Genomic DNA, 18784 nt, shown 5'->3' on the forward strand with positions numbered 1-18784 from the left:
CTAGCCACCTAGGGAAAGAAGGAAAGCAGGCAGATCCCACACCCGCCACCGCCGCGGTGCCAGTACCTGGTACTGCGCGGTGCCGGGTGCGGCCTCGCCGCCGACGAGAACGGTCGCCATCCCGAGCTGCTCCGGCACCGTCAGGTTGACCGCCAGGTCGTCGAAGAACGCGGCCCGGGCGGGATCGACGGAGAACTGCTCGACGAACCGCCGATAGCTCTCCGGATAAGGCTTCGGGATCAGCTGACCGGCCAGGATGTCGAAGACGCCGTCGAAATGCTCACCCAGTCCGAGCCGGGGCAGCGCCTGCTCCGCGTGGTACGCCGATCCGTTGGTGAACACGAATTTGCGCCCGGGCAGCGCCGCGATCGCGTCGACCAGGCGCGCGTCAGGGCGTAGTACCGAGTAGTCGAGCCGGTGCTCGAACGCCAGTACGTCGTGCGCGTCGAGGCCTTCCGTCGTCATCAACCCGCGCAACGTCGTGCCGTGCGCCGCGATCAGCTCGGCCTGGATCCGGCGGGCGCCGGCGTCGTCGGTGCCGAAGTACTCGCTGAGGTATTCGCGGATCTTCGCCTTCATCTGCTCGGCCAGGCCGTTGGCCGGCGGGTAGAGCGTGTCGTCGAGATCCAGGATCCAGGTGTCGACATCGGCCAGACCGGGGCGGTGAGGTGGGGCCGCGTGACACAGCATCGTCCCAGAGTAGTGACAGACTGGGGCTCAGCGTCATCGACGGGAGGACGAAGCTGTGGCTTTCGCGCTCATCACTGGACCCACCGCCGGAATCGGGCGGGCCTTCGCGGACAAGCTCGCGCTCGAGGGGTACGACCTGGTCCTAGTGGCCCGCGACGAGGCCCGGCTGAAGGAGACCGCCGCCGAGCTCACCGCGCTGCACGGCGTCGCCTGCGAGGTGATCGCGGCGGACCTGACCGAGCCGGACCAGCTCGCGGTGGTCGAGGAGCGGTTCCGGACCGGCCCGATCGAAGTACTGGTGAACAACGCCGGCTTCGGCCAGAAGAAACCCTTCTGGGCGAACCCGATCGAGGTCGAGGAGAAGCAGTTCGACCTGCTCACCCGGGTCGTACTCCGGCTGACCCACGCCGCCGTCCTGCCGATGATCGAGCGCGGCTCCGGCGCCGTCGTCAACGTGTCGTCGGTGGCGGGCTTCATGCAGCGCGGCAGCTACAGCGCCCACAAGTCCTGGGTCACCAACTTCTCCGCCGGCCTCGCGATCGAGCTGCATTCCAAGGGCGTCGCCGTGATGGCGCTGTGCCCCGGCTTCGTCCACACCGAGTTCCACGAGCGGATGGAGATGGACAAAACCATCATCCCGTCCTTCCTCTGGCTCGACGCGGCCGACCTGGTAGACGCCGCCTGGACCGACCTCATGCAAGGCAAATCCATCTCAATCCCCTCCCGCCGCTACAAACTCATAGTCGCCGCCATCCGCTACATCCCCCGCACCCTGATCGCCCGAATCTCCACCATCGGCCTGGACGGCCGCCGGCGGGCATGACCGTCTCCTTCGGCCATCTGCTGAAGGGATTTCGGGCGCGGGCCGGCCTCACTCAGGAAGGGCTGGCCTACCGCGCGGACCTGAGCACCGAAGCGATCCGGGCGTTGGAAGGCAGCCGCCGTCGTCACCCGCGGTTGACGACGATCGCTCAGCTCACCTCGGCGCTTGCCCTCTCGCAGGCCGAGGCGGAGCAGTTGAGTGCAGCCGCGAGCCGGACACCCGGCAAAGTATCCGGCGTACCGCAGCAACTACCTCCTGCGCTCGTCGACTTCACCGGGCGAACTGCTGAGCTGGGCGAGCTGTGCAGCCTGCTGGGAAAGGCCGGGGACTCGGTAGGAGTCGTGATCTCGGCTGTCGGCGGGATGGGTGGGGTCGGCAAGACAGCGCTCGCGGTCGAGGCCTGCCATTCGGTCGCGGACCACTACCCCGACGGGCAGCTCTACCTGAACCTGGGCGGTGGCAGTGCCCCAGTCGGTAGCGCGGAGTCGCTGGCGACCCTCTTGCGAGCTCTGGGTGTGCCGCCGAGCGGAGACCGCGACGACGTTCAGATGGCAGTCGGGCGCTACCGTACGGCCCTCGCGGGGCGACGCGTCCTGGTTCTCCTCGACGACGCGGCGAGCCTGGAGCAGGTGTTGCCGCTGATCCCGGGAACTGCGGGGTCCGCGGTGGTGATCACCAGCCGGATCCCGCTCACTGCGTTGCCCGGGGTTCGGCACCTGGGTCTGGAGGTGCTGAGCGAGGAAGAGGCGCTCCGGCTGCTGGGCGAGGTGGTGGGCCATGACAGAGTTCGCAGCGATCCGGAAGCGGCCCGCGAGGTGGTGAGGCGCTGTGGACTGCTGCCGCTGGCCGTCCGCATCGCCGGTGGCCATCCGAGCAGTCAGAACCCTGGTGGCCTGTCTGTCCTGGCCAGGCTGTTGGCCGATGACGGCGGGCGGTTCGCAGTACTGAGTGGGCCGGCTGCCGGTGTCGGTGTGAGTATCGGGCTCTCGGTCCAAGCGCTTGCCGAGAGCAACCGACCTGGCGACTCCGCCTGTGCGGAAGCGTTTGCGGTGCTTGCGCTGTTCGACGGTGACCGATTCCCGTTGCGAGCCGCGGCGAAGGTGCTGGAGCTCTCGCTCGACGATGCGGAGAAACTGCTGGAGCGGTTGGTCGACGTGCAGTTGCTGGAGACACCAGCGTTGTACCAGTACCGCATGCACGACCTGGTCCGGGACGTGGGCCGTCAGCGCGCCGTCGCCACGCTGGCAGCTCAGGAGCGCAAGGCGATCTGGCGGCGTGAGCTGAGCTGCTACTCCTCGATGCTGTGGCGTTCGAGCGAGTTGCAAAGCCGGTACTCGCCGCCTGAGGCGGCTACATGGTCGACGGGCGCCCGGGACATCGCCGACGGCGACACCGCGGCCGACTGGCTGACGAGCGAGCTCGGAAACCTCGCCCGGCTGATCCGGACGGCGGTGGAGGGCGATCGCCAGGACCGGCTGACCGCCGCCCGGATGGCCTGGGGGATGCACCGGTTGGCGCTGGTACGGATGCACTACGCCGAAGCGCGTGACCTGTTGCTGGCGGTGCTCGGGGCGCTCGACGAGCCGGACAACGAGCTGGACGACCGGTTGCTGCTCGGCTTGGCCTACATGTACGCCTCGCTGGATCAGTACGCCCTGGCGGTCGGCTGCTTGGAAGCGGCCCTGCCTCTGGCGAGAGCCCGTGGCGACGATCGGCAGGTTCTCGCTTGCCTGCTCGATCTGGCCTACGCCCTGGTTCAGATCGGCAGGTCGGCCGACGCCGTCGGCGTGGGCGCCGAGATGATGGCGTTGCTGCCCGGACTGACTGATCAATCGCTGGCGCCGTCGGCCAATCTGGTGGCCGGAGTGGTGGCGGGTGCGACCGGAGACCTGGCGGGACAGCGGGCCGCGTTCGACCGGGTGCTCTCGATCCGCCGAGCCGGCGGCGCCGGAGACGGTCCGCCCATGCAGCTTGTCTACATGGGGTTCTCGTTGGTCGAGTCCGGTCAGTACGAGCGCGGTCTGGCGATGCTGACCGGCGTACTGGACCGGGCCCGCGCCGACGGGGTCGGGATGCTCGAACTCAGTGCCCTCGACCATCTCGGCCGCGCCTGGCAACAGCGTGGTGATCTGACCAGGGCTCGCGAGTACTTCGAGCTGGCCCTCCCGATCGCAATCCGCTCCCCGCGGGAGAACCGGGAAGCCGACCTGCACCGCCGCCTCGGCACGATCGACGCGACTCTCGGTCGGCCAGACTCCGCCCGAAGGCACTGGGTGCAGGCGATCACGCTCTACGACCGGGTTGCCGATCCTGCCGCCGACGAGATCCGCGACTTGCTCTAGCTGAGCAGTTTGGTGATGGTGGTGGCGATGGGCGTGGTCGGGCGGCCGATGAGTTTGGTCAGGGTGCCGGGGGTGGCGGAGAGGGCGCCTGCGGTGGTCTGGACGTCGATGTCGGCCAGGACCTTGGCGAAGTCGGCGGGGATGCCGGCTGACTGGAGGCCGGCCAGGATCTCTTCGTTGGGGATGGACTGGTGGACGACGGGCTTGCCGGTCTGGCGGGTGAGTTCTTCGGCGAACTCGGTGAAGGTCCAGGCGGTGTCGCCACCGAGTTCGTAGGCCTCGTTGAGGTGGCCGTCGGTGGTCAGTACTACGGCAGCCGCGGCGGCGTAGTCCTCGCGGGTGGCCGTGGCCAGGCGCGCATCCGGGCCGGCGCTGTTGACGATGACGCCGCTCTCGATGGCGGCGGGGAGGTCGCGGACTGCCATTTCGGAGTACCAGTTGTTGCGGAGGAACGTGTACGGAAGGCCGGACTCGCGGATGAGCTGTTCGGTGGCGTGGTGCTCCGCGCCGAGCAGCATCTTGTTGGCGGGGCCGCCGAAGATGCCGGTGTAGGCGAGCTGGGCGACGCCGGCTGCCTTGGCGGCATCGATGACCGCCGCGTGCTGGGGGATGCGTCGGCCGGGCTCGCTGCCGGAGATCAGCAGGACGCGGTCGCCGGCACCGAAGACGCCGGCGAAGCTCGCCGGCTCGTCGTAGTCGGCGACGGCGATCTTGACGCCCTGGGCCGCGAGGTCGGCGGCCTTCTCCGCGTTGCGGGCGACCGCGGTGATGCGGTCGGCGGGGACGCCCGCGGCCAGCAGGTCGGCGATGACGAGACGGCCGAGCTGGCCGGTGGCGCCGGTGATGACGATGCTCATATCTGGTGTCGCTTCCGCTAGAAGTTCTGGTGTCACTAACTTTATGATGGGTACTGTCTTCATTAAAGTACCCACTTCAAAGTAAGGTACTGATCTTCAGGTAAGCGAAAGAGAAACCGCCATGACCGAGACCCTCGTCCCCGACGTCAACCGGGCCGACTGCCCGTCCCGCGCGATCCTCGAACACGTCACCAGCCGCTGGGGCGTCCTCGTCCTCGCCGCGCTGCTGGAGCGGTCGTACCGCTTCAGCGAGCTGCGCCGCCACGTCGGCGGGGTCAGCGAGAAGATGCTCGCCCAAACCCTCCAGTCCCTGGAACGCGACGGCTTCGTACTCCGCGACGCCAAGCCCGTCATCCCACCCCGCGTCGACTACTCACTGACCCCTCTCGGCCAGGACGTGGCCACCCAGGTCCACGCCCTCGCCCACTGGGTCGAGTCCAAAGTCCCCGAAGTACAAAAAGCCAACGCCACGTACGACGACGCCCGCGTCTAGCTAGAAGGTGACGGGGAGGGTGGTGGCGGTTTTTTGCAGGGCTGTGATGGTGGCGGTGATCAGGGGGTGGCCGGCTCGGGCTTTGCGGGTGGCGGCGAAGACTCGGCGGACTGGGGTGGGGGGTATCAGGGGGAGTAGGACGGCGTCGGCGGGGTTGTAGTCGGCGATGGCCAGGCGGGGGACCAAGGAGACGCCCGCGTTGGCGGCCACCAGGGCGGCTACTGAGCGGAAGTCGTCGGAGGTGTGGGCTACCCGGGGCTGGAAGCCGGCTTGTTCGCAGGCCAGGAGGACTACGTCTCGGATCGGGTTGCCGACCGAGGTCATCACCCAGTCATCGGTGGAGAGGGTGGTCAGGTCGACGGCGTCGGCAAGAGCGACGGGGTGGGAGCGGTGGACTACGGCGACGAAAGGCTCGGCGTACAAGGGGATTCGGGCCAGGCGTTCGTCGTCGGGGCGGGGGGAGCCGCGGTGTTCGACCGCGATGGCGAGGTCGATCTCGCCGTCCAGGAGGCGGGCGATCGCTTGGTGGCCTTCGGCGTCGCTGACCGAGAGGCGGAGGCCGGGGACGGACTCGCGCAGTACCGGCAGGGTGGGAGCGACCAAGAGGCTGATGGCGGTGGCGAAGGCTGCGATGCGGACCTCGCCGGTGGTGCCGTCGGCGTGCAGGCGCATGGCGTCTTCGGCGCGTTCGACCTCGGTGAGGATCAGGTCGGCGTGGGTGAGGAGGAGACGGCCGGCGGAGGTGATGGCCACCCGGCGGCCGCGGCGTTCGAGGAGTTCCTGGCCTACTTCGGATTCGAGGGCTGCCAGTTGCTGGGAGACGGCCGACGGGGTCAGGTGCAGGACCTCGGCGGCCGCGGTGACGGTGCCGTGGTCAGCAAGCGCTCGCAGGACTCGCAACCGGCGTACTTCGATCACGGGGGTCAGCTTCGCACAACGGTGCGGAGGGGCGAGAGCGGCGCCGGCGCCTGGGTTTGTCCGGTACTACGGGAGCGTCGGCCATCCCGGAGCGGGAGGACTTGGCGACGTTGCGGACGATGCTGATGGTGAAGGGATCCATACCTCGACGCTAGGTAAGCAATGATCATGCGTCCAATGAAAACAATAGCCAGAGTTCATACGGGAAGCGCATGATGTAGAGCATGGACCTGCGGTTGCTGGAGGCGTTCGTCGTGGTCGCCGATGAGCTGAACGTCGGGCGGGCGGCGGTGAAGCTGCATCTGACGCAGCCGTCGCTGAGCCGGCAGATCGCGGCGCTGGAGCGAGAGCTCGACGTGGAATTGTTCGCCCGGGTGAAGAAGCGGTTCGTGCTGACGGCGGCCGGCGCAACCTTCCTCAGGGGAGCGCGTGAGTTGCTCAAGCAGGCCGAGCTGACCAAGCGGGACGCGCAGCGGGTGCATCGCGGCGAGCTCGGCACGCTGAGGCTCAGGTTCGTCCAGTCAGCCACCTTCGAGGCGCTGCCGCGACTGCTCGGCGCGTTCCGCGAGGCGCAGCCGGACGTAGTACTCGATCTGGAGACGATGACCACGATCCGCCAGACCAGATCATTGAAAGAAGGCCGCATCGATGTCGGCCTCTACCGCCCGCTCCCCGGAAGCAGCGACGGCCTGAGCCGGCGGGTGATCTCCCAAGACCCGCTGGTAGCAGCGCTTCCGGCCAAACACCCACTGGCCAAGCGCAAACGCATCAGGCTCCAGGAGCTGGCCGGCGACGACTTCGTGCTCTACACCAGAGCGACCGGCCCGTCCGTCCACGACGCGATCGTCGGCCACTGCGAGCAAGCAGGTTTCACGCCCCGGATCGCGCAGGAAGCTGCCGACGTGCAGACGATCGTGTCGCTGGTCGCCGCCGGCCTCGGGGTGTCGCTGCTGATCGCGCCGACCCCACAGATCGACCCGGGCGCGGTCGTCTACCGCGAGTTGTCCGACGACCTGCCGCCCTGGGACCTCTGCGTGGCCTGGTCGCCGGACAATCCTTCGCCCGTACTACGACGCTTCCTGCAACTGATCTAGTCGACGAGATCCGGGTCGCCACCCGTACGTACGCCCGTCTCCAGATCGGCGATCGAGGCCATGTCCTCGTTGTCCAGCGCGAAGTCGAACACGTCGATGTTCTCGGCGATCCGGCTCGGCGTCTTCGACTTCGGCAGCACCACGTTGCCCAGCTGCAGGTGCCACCGGATCGCCACCTGCGAAGGTGTCTTGCCGTACTTCGCGCCGATCGCCTTCAGCGTCGGATCGTTCACCAGCCCACCCTGCGCCAGCGGGCTCCACGCCTGGGTGACGATGTCGTTCTCGGCGTTGAACGCGCGCAGCTCGTCCTGTGGCAGATGCGGGTGCAGCTCGATCTGGTTGACCGCCGGGCGCAGGTCGGTCTCCGCGAACAACCGTTGCAGGGCAGGGATATGGAAGTTGGAGACGCCGATCGCGCGTACCCGCTTGTCGGCGTACAGCTGCTGGAACGCCTTCCAGGTCTCGACGTACTTGTCCTTCTTCAGCGACTGCCAGTGGATCAGGTACAGGTCGACGTGGTCGAGGCCGAGCCGGTCCATGCTGGCGTCGAACGCCCGCAGGGTCGAGTCGTAGCCCTGGTCCTCGTTCTGCAGCTTGGTGGTGACGAAGATTTCGTCGCGCGGCAGCCCGGAGGCGACGACCGCCCGGCCGACGCCTGCTTCGTTACCGTACGCCGCGGCCGAGTCGATGTGCCGGTAGCCGGCCGCGAAGGCCGCCTCGAGGACGCCTTCGACGATGGCGTCCTCGACCTGCCAGACCCCCAGACCCAGCTGCGGGATCTCGACGCCGTTGTCCAGGGTGATCATGGGGACTGTGCTCATCTGTCCATTCCACTGGCACAGAGCGCTCCAGCACAGTCATCCGACGTGTGACAACAACCTCATCAACCGGCCGTAACCAGCTCGTAGGTCTTCGCATCCGGTTCCAGGAACCGCAACAAAGCGTCGCCTTCGCGCTCCAGCTCGGTCGCGGTCTTCTTCAGCGTCCTACCGAACGGCGTCAGGGTGAGAGTGGCCACACCACGCTTCTTCTCGGCCGTCCACAGCCCCGCGACCAACCCGTCCACCAGGTAGGTCGACTTGATTCGCAGGTTCTTCGTGAAGACGGCCGGACGGTGCTCATCGGCGATGATTCGTTGGCGTTTCGCGTGTGCCAGCAGCAGATTGTCGAACTCCGGCAGGAATCGAACCGGTACTTCGAAGTCCTCCGGCGGCCGAGGAGCAGCCGGTACGTCGTACAGCGCCTTGCCGTTCTCGTCCTTGAACACCTCGAGGTCCATGGAGTCGAACAGCTGCTTCCCCCGCGGCAGCCCGGACCACGTCTGGAAGTCGGCCGACGTGGCCGGACCGAACGCCTCCAGATAGCGGACGACCAGCTCCTGCGGCACGACCTTCCGGCCCAACTTCCGACCGATCCACTGCTCGGCCGGTGTGAACCGCGCGTTCGCGGTCCATCCCCAGCGAGTCTCGGACGGCGCGACGACCAGTGGCACCAGCATCCGTGCGCAGAACCCGAGCGCCCGGTCGTTCACGTCCGGGAACTTCGCCTGCAGGGCGTCCCGCACCTCGGTGAAGGTCAACGGTTCGACCGCCAGGAGCTGGCGTGCCGCGGCGGCCACCTTGTCGGGTTCGAGCCCCTTGGCCCGGTCCCCGAGCAGCTTCAGCCCCGCTTCGAGCATCGGGCTGAGCGTCGTACGGAAGTGCAGGTAGTCATCAGCCGTGACCAGATGCAGCGTGCCGCGGTAGAACGTCGCCCGCACGACCTCATGCGCCTCAACGGCGGCGGTCAGATCGGTGTCGGCGAACCCGTTCAGCCGCGACCACAACCCGACGTACGGATGCTTCGGCTCCTGCCCCTGCATGCCCGCGAGCCGGTCGACCGCCTCGACCACGCCGAGGTCGCTGCGCTCCAGCAGGAGCTGTCGGGCGAGCGTCGCGCGGTTGATGGCCCGCGGGCTGAGAGTGTTCATGAAGGGTCAGGCTAGAGCAGCCCGGGCCTCGATGAAGGCGGCCACCACCCGCTCGACGTCTTCGGTCGAGTGAGCCGACGAGAGCTGGGTGCGGATCCGCGCCTTGCCCTTCGGGACGACGGGGTAGGAGAAGGCGATCACGTACACGCCGAGCTCGAGCAGCTTCTCGGCCAGCCGGCCCGCCTCAGCCGCGTCGCCGATCATCACCGGCGAGATCGGGTGGTCGCCCGGGAGGACGTCGAAGCCCGCCTCGGTCATCTTGGTCCGGAACAGCTTCGTGTTGGCGGTGAGCTGGTCGCGCAGCTCGGTCGAGCCGCCGATCAGCTGCAGCGCCTTCAGCGAGGCCGCGGTGACGGACGGCGCCAGCGAGTTGGAGAACAGGTACGGCCGGGATCGCTGACGCAGCAGCTCGACGATCTCGCGCCGCGCGGACACATAACCACCCGACGCGCCACCGAGCGCCTTACCGAGGGTGCCGGTCAGTACGTCGATCCGGTCCTGTACTCCGAACAGCGACGGCGTCCCCGCGCCGTCGGGCCCGACGAAGCCGACCGCATGCGAGTCGTCGACCATCACCAGCGCGTCGTACCGCTCGGCCAGGTCGCAGATCTCGTCGAGCGGGGCGACGTACCCGTCCATCGAGAACACGCCGTCGGTGGCGATCAGCCGGTACCGCGCGTCGGCCGCGTCCTTCAGCTGCGCTTCCAGATCAGCCATGTCGCGGTTCTTGTACCGGTACCGCTTGGCCTTCGACAGGCGGATCCCGTCGATGATGCTGGCGTGGTTGAGCTCGTCGGAGATGACCGCGTCCTCCGCGCCGAGCAGCGTCTCGAACAGCCCGCCGTTGGCGTCGAAGCAGGAGCTGTAGAGGATCGTGTCCTCCTGGCCGAGGAAGTCGCTCAAGGCAGCTTCCAGGTCCTTGTGGATCTGCTGGGTGCCACAGATGAACCGCACCGACGCCATCCCGAAACCCCACCGGTCCAGGGCGTCGCGAGCGGCCGCGATCACCTCGGGGTGGTCGGCCAGGCCGAGGTAGTTGTTGGCGCAGAAGTTCAGCACCTCGTTGCCTGAGGCAACCGAGATCGATGCGTTCTGCGGCGAGCTGATCACCCGCTCGGACTTGTACAGCCCGGCGTCGCGGATCTCGCCGATCGTCGTGGTCAGGTCGTCGCGCATCCGGCCGAACATCAGTGCTTCTCCTCCAGGTTGGTCCAGTCCAGGATCACTTTGCCGCAGTCGCCCCCGCGGGCCACGTCGAAGGCCTGCTCGAAGTCGGTGCAGTCGAACCGGTGGGTGATCACCGGGCCGAGGTCGAGCCCGCGCTCCAGCATCACCGACATCGAGTACCAGGTCTCGAACATCTCCCGGCCGTAGATGCCCTTGATGGTCAGCATGTTGAGCACCACCGTGCCCCAGTCGATCGCGATCTCGTCGGCGGGCAGCCCGAGCATCGCGATCTTGCCGCCGTGGTTCATGTTCGCCAGCATGTCGCGCAGCGCGGCCGGCTGGCCGGACATCTCCATCCCGACGTCGAAGCCCTCGCGCATACCGAGCTCGCGCTGCGCGTCGGCGATGCTCCGCTCCCGGACGTTCACCGCCTGGGTGACGCCGATCTTGCGGGCCAGGTCGAGGCGGTAGTCGGACAGGTCGGTGATCACCACGTTGCGGGCGCCGGCGTGCAGCGCGACGGCGGCGGCCATGATGCCGATCGGTCCCGCGCCGGTGATCAGTACGTCCTCGCCGACGACCGGGAACGACAGCGCCGTGTGCACCGCGTTGCCGAACGGGTCGAAGATCGCGGCGACGTCGAGGTCGACCGGGTCGCGGTGCACCCACACGTTGGTGGCCGGCAGCTTCACGTACTCGGCGAAAGCGCCGGCAACGTGTACGCCGAGGCCGCGCGTCTTGATGCACAGGTGGCGACGGCCGGCCCGGCAGTTGCGGCACCGGCCGCAGACGAGGTGACCCTCGCCGCTGACCAGGTCACCGACGGCGACGTCGCGGACGCCCGCGCCGATCTCCACCACTTCGCCGCAGAACTCGTGGCCGGTCACCATCGGTACCGGCACGTTCTTCTGCGCCCAGGGGTCCCAGCTCTGGATGTGCAGATCGGTCCCGCACAGACCCGTCCGCTTGACCTTGATCAGTACCTCGTCCGCCTCGATCTGCGGCTCGGGGACGTCCTGCAGCCAGAGCCCCGGCTTGCTCTCGGCCTTGACCAGCGCCTTCACCTGCGTACCTCCAGAAAGTGGTTGCTCAGCACATCGTCGTCCCGCGCAACCACCCACGTCCATCGACACGACGTGCACAGCCTTTACAGCTCATCTGCATACTTAGGGTCATGGGTCGGGGCGTTGTACGTGGTCTGGGAGTCGTCCTGCTGGTGGCCGGGCTGGGGTTGCTCGGGTGGGTGGGGTGGCAGTACTTCGGGACCGGGATCACCTCGAACCACGCGATGGACGACCTCAAGCGCGACCTGCACGACGACTGGCAGCCGTCCGCGCAGAAACCACCGGCCGCACAAGCCGAGGCCGGTACGCCGATCGTGCTGCTGCGGATCCCCAAGCTCGGCAAGGACTGGGAGAAGCCTGTCGTGGAAGGAGTCGCGAAGAGCGACCTGACCAAGGGGATCGGGCACTATCCGCAGACGCAGATGCCGGGGGAGCCGGGCAATTTCGCCGTCGCCGGGCACCGGGTCACCCACGGTTCGCCGTTCCGCAAGCTGCTGGAGCTGAAGAAGGGCGACCAGGTGATCGTGGAGACCGCCGACACCGTCTACACCTACGAACTGGACGGTTCGCCCCGCGACCTGACCGTCGAACCGACTGACAACTGGGTGCTCGAACCGGTCCCCGGCAAGCCCCGTGAGACGCCGACCAGCTCGATCATCACCCTGACCACCTGCCAGGACCTCTTCCACTCCCCGGACCGCAGCGTTGCCTTCGGCCACTTGGTCAAGGCGGACAAGAAGTAAGCTGCGGCCTCATGACTTCTGATCGCGCTGCGCTGCTGGACCAGGTCAAGACCAAGGCGATCGTGCACGGGAAGGTCACGCTGGCCTCGGGCAAGGAGGCCGACTACTACGTCGACCTGCGCCGGATCACGCTGGACGCCGAGGCGGCGCCGCTGATCGGGCCGGCCCTGCTCGAGCTGACCGCGGACCTCGAGTACGACGCCGTCGGCGGTCTCACGCTGGGTGCGGACCCGGTGGCGATGTCGATGCTGCACGCGGCCGCCCAGCAGGGCCGCAAGCTGGACGCGTTCGTCGTCCGGAAGGCCGAGAAGACCCACGGGCTGCAGCGCCGGATCGAGGGCCCGGACGTGAAGGGCCGCCGGGTGCTCGCCGTCGAGGACACCTCCACCACCGGCGGCTCGGTCCTCACCGCCGTCGAGGCACTGCGTGAGGCCGGCGCCGAGGTGGTCGCCGTCGCGGTGATCGTCGACCGCGCGACCGGTGCTCAGGAGAAGGTCGAGTCCGAAGGGCTGGAGTACCGCACGGTCTTCGGCCTCGAGGAGCTGGGTCTCGACTCTTGACGATCGTGGTGGTGATCGCCGTCGGTCTGCTGATCGGCGGCGGGGTCGCCTACCTCAACTACCTGAACGCGAAGAAACGCCGCGAGGCGTTCGCTGCCTTCGCCGCTCGACAAGGCTTCAGCTACCAGCCGGAGAACCACGCCCTGGCAGGGCAATGGGCCGGTACGCCGTTCCAGGCCGGCGACCACCGGCGGGTCCGCAACGTCCTCACCGGCGCCCATCAGGGCCGCCAGGTCGTTGCCTTCGACTACAGCTACCAGACCCACACGACGCACAAGGGCCGGCGTACGACGACCACCCACAAGTTCGGTGTCGTGGTGATGCAACTGCCAGCCGCGCTGCCACGGCTGGAGGTCACCCAGGAGGGTCTGTTCGGTGGAGCCGTCGCCAACGCGCTGGGTTTCGGCGATCTGCATTTCGAGAGCGAGCAGTTCAATCGTTCCTTTCACGTGCTGGCCGAGGACGAACGCTTCGGGCACGCCGTGATCCACCCGCAGATGATGGAGATGCTGCTCGCCCGCGGCGAGATCGGCTGGCGGACCGAGGGCAACTCACTGATCGGCTGGGACGCCGGCCCGCACTCTCCCGGCGAGGTGATGAACCGGCTGGCGCTGCTCGATCTGGTCACCGACAACATCCCGCCGTACGTCTGGCGCGACTACGCGGGCATCGATCCTCGCGTCAACTGACTCCACCGGCCCCCGATCCGGTTAGAGTCGGCAACGAGTCGCAGCCAACACTCGGGAGCAGGGAAATGACCCTCGTCATCGTCATCATCGTCGCGGTCGTCGTGATTGCGGCCATCGCGCTGATGGTCTCGTACAACCGGTTCGTCAAGCAGCGGAACCTGATCCAGGAGTCCTGGCGGCAGATCGACGTCGAGCTGCACCGCCGCTACGACCTGATCCCGAACCTGGTCGAGACCGTCCGGGCGTTCGCCGCGCACGAGCGGCACGTGTTCGAGGAGGTCGCCCGGCTGCGCACCCAGGCGGTGAACGTGCAGGGCGCCTCGCCGGAGCAGCGGGCGGCGGCGGAGGGTGAGCTGTCCGGCGCGCTGCGCCAGATGATGATCTCGGTCGAGGCGTACCCGCAGATCCAGTCCAACCAGAACTTCCTCAACCTGCAGCGCGAGCTGACCGACACCGAGGACCGGATCGCGGCCGGCCGGCGGTTCTACAACGCCAACGTCGGCGACTACAACACCCGGGTCGAGTCGTTCCCGTCGAACGTGATCGCGGGCCGGTTCAAGTTCGAGAAGGCCGGCTACTTCGAGGTCAAGGACGAGCAGGTCCGCGCGGTCCCGCAGGTCTCGTTCGGCACCATCGGCTCGGTCGAGGGCGAGCAGGCGCCGCCGCAGATGCAGCCGGGCGCGCAGTCGTCGGGCCAGATCCAGCCGCAGATGCCGGGCCAGCCCCAGTACCAGCAGCCGCAGTTCCCGCCGGCTGGCCAGCCCCCCGTCGGCCAGCCCCCGGTCGGCGGGCCGCCTGCGGGATCCCCCGGTCCGCAGGACGGCCAGCCGCCCTTCACCGGTGGTCAGTAACCGGCCACCAGCGGTCAGATAGGGCGCTGAGCCTCCCTCCGGCCAGTGCCCCCACTAGGCCTGTACTCAGCGTCCTAACGTCAGTTCCGAATTCAGGCCCGGGGACGGCGACGGTCAGTTCGTCGCCCCCGGGCCTGCCCTCCCCCCGGTACCGCAGACCACGATGCCCGGCCCGGATACATCGCGCGTACATCGCGACGTACATCGCACCCGCCGAACCTTCCCGGCGGGGCGGACGGGATGACACCATGGGGCGGGCCAACAGTTGAGAGGGCGAGCAAGTGGACAGTCTGAGGTACGAGATCCTCGGACCTCTGCGCCTCGCTCACGTCCAGGGCCAGCCGCTACGCGCCAGTAAGCCGCGCCAGCTCCTCGCGACGCTCCTGCTGCACCCCAACCGGTTCGTCTCCACCGACCTGATCGCCGACGCGCTCTGGGAGGGCAATCCGCCCCGCTCGGCGACGGCGAACATCCGTACTTACGTCCGGGCCCTGCGCGGAGTGCTGGAGGACGCCGGACTGGTCGCCCCGATCGATACCTCAGCTGCCGGCTACAGCATCGCGGTGGGCGTCGATGAGCTCGATGCGAGCCTGTTCGAGTCCCTGCTCGCAGAGGGTGGTCACCTGCGCGACGCGGGTGACAAGCGCGAGGCCATGCTCGTCCTGTCGCGCGCGTACTCGCTCTGGCGCGGGCACCCGCTCGAAGACCTGACCATCCCGTCCGCGTGGGAGGGCTCGATCGCTCGCCTCGACGCGCAGTACCGGGGACTGGTCGACACCCTGCTCGACCTGCGCCTTGAGTACGGCGATGCCAGCGGAGCCGCCGTCCTGCTCAGCGGCCGCCTCACCGAAGACCCGTACGACGAGCAGCTCTGGCGGCGACTGGTTGACGCCCTACTGGCCGCCGGGCGGACCGGTGAGGCCAGGGCGGCCTACTCGAAAGCCGTGCAGACCCTGGCCGACGAGCTGGACGTCAAGCCCGGCCCGGAGCTCCAAGCAGCCGGCGCCCGTGCAGAGAACGGCCGCTCCGCCAACTGGCCCGAGCCCGGCATCCCAGCAGCAACCCGTACGACGCAACCCGCTGCCCCGGAGCCCGCCACCGGCCCCATGGCGTCGCCAGTGCTCACCGAGCCGCACCGGCCGCCCAGCCAGCTCCCCATTGACCTGGCCGACTTCAGTGGACGGCAGCAGCACCTGGAGCAACTGCGCGACCTGGTGTGCGGCCGCGACCCGGTCCGCCCGCCGATCGCGGTGATCTCGGGTGCTCCGGGCACTGGCAAGACCTCACTGGCTGTCCGGCTAGGCCATCTGGTCCGAGAATCCTTCCCGGACGGGCAGATCTACCTGGACATGCGGGGCGCCACCGAGCCGCGTGATCCAGCGGCCGCGCTGACCGACCTGCTGCTGAGTCTCAACATGCCGGACTCCGCAGTACCGGCTGATCCTGAGCGGCGGTCGGCCACGTTGCGGTCGGAGCTCGCCAGCCGCCGGGTGCTCATCGTCCTCGACGACGTGGCCGCGGCGAGCCAGATTGCGCCGCTGATGCCCGGCACCGGAGCGTCGGCCGTCGTCATCACCAGCCGGAACCGGTTGATGGACCTGGCCGGCGCGGACAGTACGCCGCTGGACACCTTCGACGACGGCGAGGCGGCCGAGCTGCTCCGGCGGGTCGCAGGAGTGGGCCGGGTCGACACGAACTCCGCGGCGGTCAACGAGATCCTCGAGGCTTGCGGCAACCTGCCGCTTGCGATCCGGATCGTCGCCAGCCGCCTCGCCCAGCGCCCGGACCTCAGCCCGGCCGAGCTGGCTCGGCGACTCCGCGACGAGACGCACCGGCTGGATGAGCTGAGCATCGGCGAGCTCGCCGTCCGTACCAGCGCCGACCTGAGCTACGACGCGCTCAGCGCCGAGGAGGCTCGGCTCTACCGGCTGATCGGCCACTTCGCGGTCGGTGAGTTCTCCGCCCGCATCCTGGAGACCATCGCCACGCCTGCGTCGGTGCGGCGCAGCATGGACCGGCTGATCGAGGTCAACCTGGTCCAGATCAGCACGGTCGACGCAAACGGTACTGCGCGCTACCGCGTGCACGACCTGCTCCGCTTGCACGCCATCGGGGTCGGTGACGACGAGCAGAAGGCGCAGGCCATCAAGGACCTGCGCACTGTCTTCGAATCCCTGCTGCACAAGGTCCGCCGAGCCAGTGCGGCACTACCGTTCGGGTACTTCGGCACGCTCGAGCACACCGGTCCACTGCTCGCCCCCGACCCGCAGCCGTTTACCCCGTCCGACGCGATCGCCTGGTTCGACGCAGAGCGGTCCACGTTCGCCCCGGCCATCCGGGCGGCGGCGCAGAACGGGCTGCACGACTATGCCTGGCGGATCGCGGCCGCCTGGGGTCCGTACCTCGACATGCGCGCGTACTACGACGACTGGAACGAGTCGCACCAGCCCGGCCTGACCAGCGCGATCGCGTGCGGGGACCAGCGCGGCGAGGCGATCATCCGTCGCAACCTGGGCCAGCTCGCGATCTACCGGGACGACTGGGACGTCGCCTGGGAGCACCTCACCGAGGGCGCTGCGATCTTCGAGGAGATCGGTGACCGTCAGGGGGCCGGCATCGTCGCGGTCGGCCTCGGGACCTGGCTGCGCGAACGTGGGCGGCCGGACGAGAGCCTCGCGCAGTACGAGCGGGCCGTGGAGGCGCTGGTCGAGGTCGGCGACAAGAACGGCGAGGCGGTCGCTCGCAGCGCGGCCGCGTCGATCTGGCTGAGCCGCAACGACACGGTCGTCGCCGGCCGGTACCTGGCTGAGGCGTTCCTGCTCGGAGTACGGCTCGGGGACTCACACCGCGAGGCGAAGGTCCGGCGCCGGATCGCGTCGCTGCGGATGCAGCAGGGCCGCAACGACCAGGCGGTGCGCCAGTTGCAGGCGTCCCTGGCGATCTTCAACAGCCTGGGTGACGACCACTGCGCGGCGTACGGGCGAGCGGAGCTGGGGCAGGCGTTCGTCGGTGTCGGCGACGAGGCGGCGGCCCGGCGGATGCTGCTGGACGCGATCGCGATCGGTCACCGGCTCGGCGATCGCAGTGTCGAGGGACAGGCGGCGTACGACCTGGGCCGGCTGTACGCGAGTGCCGACAATGTTGACTTCGCCCGCCGGTACCTCGACCGCGCGGCTCGCGTCTGGCAGCTGGTTGCCAACGACACCAAGGCCGGCCAGGCTCGCGCCGCGCTGGCGGAGCTGACCACGGATCTCGCGGCCGGCTGATTTCGCCTTCTACGCAACGGCTTCGTCGCCCTGTGTAGTTACATTGCGCAATGTACGGCGGCTGTATGCGCCCAGGACAAGCTTCTACTCACCACGGCACAGGCCGGAGGATGGGGGAGCACGGCCCATGGGGGAGATTGTTGTGGAAGGCCGAGCTGTGCAGTGGGCGGCAAACCCACGGGACACAGAGGCCGCGCTGAGCTGGCAGCTGGAACGGGTGGGGTCAGGGGCCTGGCAGGACTGGTCGCTGAAGTTCCAGCGGATGGCGTTCGGCTATGCCCAGGACAGCGGTTGGCACGATCCGGAAGACGCGTTGCGATGGCTCGACCACCACGCCCTGCTGCACGAAGGGGCTGCGCCACGGGGGGCGCTGGTCTGGTACCAGGCGGCCGACCGGATCCGGGTGGCATGTTCACTCGGTTCCGGTCAGGTGGTCGGGCCATTGCCTTGCGGTCAGGTCGACACCACAGACCTGACGGGGCTCAGCTCCGACTACGTCTGGTCAGACCCGCACTTTCCGTTCGGGCACTGACTGCTCAGTGCTTGCGGCGGTGCGAGGTGGGCTGCTCGAGCTGGGCCTCGACGCCGTCGGCGACGCTGCCGCGGCCGCGCCGCTTGGCCAGCACGAACTCGACCAGCATCGGGACCAGTGAGATCAGCACCAGCAGGATCAGGGCCGACTCGAGGTGGTCGTGGATGACCTTGACCTTGCCGAGGGCGTGGCCGAGCAGGGTGATGCCGCTGGCCCACAGGACGGCGCCGATCCCGGTCCAGAGGAAGAACTTCCGCGGGTCCATCCGGCCGGCCCCGGCCACCACGGTGATGAAGGTGCGCACGATCGGGACGAACCGGGCCAGCACCAGGGCGCGCGGACCGTACCGCTCGAAGAAGTCATGGGTCTGCTCGATGTACTTCGGCTTCAGGAACTTGGCGTTCGGGTTCTTGAACAGCGTCGTGCCAAGCCCGCGGCCGATGTAGTAGCCGGAGACGTTGCCCAGGAACGCGGACACGGTGAGGATCACGCAGGCCAGCCAGAGCGGGACGTCGATGTTGCCGCGGGCGATGAACAGGCCGACCGCGAACAGCAGCGAGTCGCCCGGCAGGATCGGGAACAGCAGCCCGCACTCGATGAAGACGACCGCGGCCGTGCCCCAGAGTGACCAGTCACCCAGCCAGTTCAGCAGGTATTCCGGGTCCATCCAGTTCGGCATCAGCATCGCGACCATTGTCAGCACGCGGACAGGGTAGCGTCCCCACC

General features: G+C 68.3%; 18 protein-coding genes. 10 read left to right on the forward strand and 8 right to left on the reverse strand.

Features of this window, described 5'->3' with window-relative positions:
* Positions 1-690, reverse strand: coding sequence for a pyrimidine 5'-nucleotidase (locus ABD116_RS24345; protein WP_343974549.1), 690 nt, complete (start codon positions 688-690; stop codon positions 1-3).
* 55 nt (positions 691-745) lie between these two features.
* Between ABD116_RS24345 and ABD116_RS24350 the strand changes: the two genes are divergently transcribed.
* Both ABD116_RS24350 and ABD116_RS24355 read left to right on the forward strand, forming a co-directional pair.
* Positions 746-1513 (forward strand): SDR family NAD(P)-dependent oxidoreductase, encoded by a 768-nt coding sequence (locus ABD116_RS24350; protein WP_343974552.1) that lies wholly within the window; start codon positions 746-748, stop codon positions 1511-1513.
* Positions 1510-3855: a helix-turn-helix domain-containing protein gene (locus ABD116_RS24355; RefSeq protein WP_343974555.1), complete on the forward strand. Its 2346-nt coding sequence runs from the start codon at positions 1510-1512 to the stop codon at positions 3853-3855. The genes ABD116_RS24350 and ABD116_RS24355 overlap by 4 nt, the downstream gene beginning before the upstream one ends.
* Here ABD116_RS24355 and ABD116_RS24360 read toward each other — a convergent pair.
* Complete coding sequence (locus tag ABD116_RS24360) at positions 3852-4712, reverse strand: SDR family oxidoreductase (protein ID WP_343974558.1); 861 nt, start codon at positions 4710-4712, stop codon at positions 3852-3854. The two genes, ABD116_RS24355 and ABD116_RS24360, sit on opposite strands and share 4 nt — an antisense overlap.
* A 121-nt stretch (positions 4713-4833) precedes the next feature.
* Here ABD116_RS24360 and ABD116_RS24365 point away from each other — a divergent pair, with 121 nt between their 5' ends.
* A complete protein-coding gene (locus ABD116_RS24365; RefSeq protein WP_343974561.1) occupies positions 4834-5205 on the forward strand; it encodes a winged helix-turn-helix transcriptional regulator in 372 nt (123 codons plus the stop codon).
* Here the strand turns inward: ABD116_RS24365 and ABD116_RS24370 are convergent, their stop codons facing one another.
* Positions 5206-6123 carry a LysR family transcriptional regulator gene (locus tag ABD116_RS24370; protein WP_343974564.1) on the reverse strand — a complete coding sequence of 306 codons (918 nt, stop codon included), beginning with the start codon at positions 6121-6123 and terminating at the stop codon, positions 5206-5208.
* A gap of 224 nt (positions 6124-6347) precedes the next feature.
* Between ABD116_RS24370 and ABD116_RS24375 the strand changes: the two genes are divergently transcribed.
* Positions 6348-7217 carry a LysR family transcriptional regulator gene (locus tag ABD116_RS24375; RefSeq protein ID WP_343974567.1) on the forward strand — a complete coding sequence of 290 codons (870 nt, stop codon included), beginning with the start codon at positions 6348-6350 and terminating at the stop codon, positions 7215-7217.
* Here the strand turns inward: ABD116_RS24375 and ABD116_RS24380 are convergent.
* The 4 genes from ABD116_RS24380 to tdh all read right to left on the reverse strand — a co-directional run bounded on the left by ABD116_RS24380 (position 7214) and on the right by tdh (position 11417).
* The gene (locus ABD116_RS24380; protein WP_343974569.1) at positions 7214-8038 is read right to left on the reverse strand and encodes an aldo/keto reductase; all 825 of its coding nucleotides are present in this window, start codon (positions 8036-8038) and stop codon (positions 7214-7216) included. The genes ABD116_RS24375 and ABD116_RS24380 overlap by 4 nt on opposite strands.
* 62 nt (positions 8039-8100) lie before the next feature.
* Positions 8101-9186, reverse strand: coding sequence for a winged helix DNA-binding domain-containing protein (locus ABD116_RS24385; RefSeq protein ID WP_343974572.1), 1086 nt, complete (start codon positions 9184-9186; stop codon positions 8101-8103).
* Between the two features lie 6 nt (positions 9187-9192).
* Complete coding sequence (locus ABD116_RS24390) at positions 9193-10374, reverse strand: glycine C-acetyltransferase (RefSeq protein ID WP_343974575.1); 1182 nt, start codon at positions 10372-10374, stop codon at positions 9193-9195.
* Complete coding sequence (gene tdh, locus ABD116_RS24395) at positions 10374-11417, reverse strand: L-threonine 3-dehydrogenase (RefSeq protein ID WP_343974578.1); 1044 nt, start codon at positions 11415-11417, stop codon at positions 10374-10376. Before tdh ends, ABD116_RS24390 begins: the two co-directional genes overlap by 1 nt.
* Positions 11418-11527: 110 nt before the next feature.
* Here tdh and ABD116_RS24400 point away from each other — a divergent pair, with 110 nt between their 5' ends.
* The 6 genes from ABD116_RS24400 to ABD116_RS24425 all read left to right on the forward strand — a co-directional run bounded on the left by ABD116_RS24400 (position 11528) and on the right by ABD116_RS24425 (position 18058).
* Complete coding sequence (locus tag ABD116_RS24400) at positions 11528-12160, forward strand: class E sortase (protein WP_343974581.1); 633 nt, start codon at positions 11528-11530, stop codon at positions 12158-12160.
* Between the two features lie 11 nt (positions 12161-12171).
* Positions 12172-12720: an orotate phosphoribosyltransferase gene (pyrE, locus tag ABD116_RS24405; RefSeq protein WP_343974584.1), complete on the forward strand. Its 549-nt coding sequence runs from the start codon at positions 12172-12174 to the stop codon at positions 12718-12720.
* Between the two features lie 5 nt (positions 12721-12725).
* Positions 12726-13409 (forward strand): hypothetical protein, encoded by a 684-nt coding sequence (locus ABD116_RS24410; RefSeq protein ID WP_343976804.1) that lies wholly within the window; start codon positions 12726-12728, stop codon positions 13407-13409.
* Between the two features lie 65 nt (positions 13410-13474).
* Entirely contained in the window at positions 13475-14260 is a 786-nt protein-coding gene (locus tag ABD116_RS24415) for a LemA family protein (protein WP_343974587.1), read from the forward strand.
* Between the two features lie 281 nt (positions 14261-14541).
* Positions 14542-17526: an AfsR/SARP family transcriptional regulator gene (locus ABD116_RS24420; RefSeq protein WP_343974590.1), complete on the forward strand. Its 2985-nt coding sequence runs from the start codon at positions 14542-14544 to the stop codon at positions 17524-17526.
* A 127-nt stretch (positions 17527-17653) separates the two neighbouring features.
* Positions 17654-18058, forward strand: coding sequence for a hypothetical protein (locus ABD116_RS24425; protein ID WP_343974593.1), 405 nt, complete (start codon positions 17654-17656; stop codon positions 18056-18058).
* A 4-nt stretch (positions 18059-18062) separates the two neighbouring features.
* Here the strand turns inward: ABD116_RS24425 and ABD116_RS24430 are convergent, their stop codons facing one another.
* Entirely contained in the window at positions 18063-18752 is a 690-nt protein-coding gene (locus tag ABD116_RS24430; protein WP_343976807.1) for a DedA family protein, read from the reverse strand.
* Positions 18753-18784 lie beyond the last annotated feature (32 nt).

The sequence above is a fragment of the Kribbella koreensis genome, assembly GCF_039525325.1.
GTDB classification, from domain to species: domain Bacteria; phylum Actinomycetota; class Actinomycetes; order Propionibacteriales; family Kribbellaceae; genus Kribbella; species Kribbella koreensis.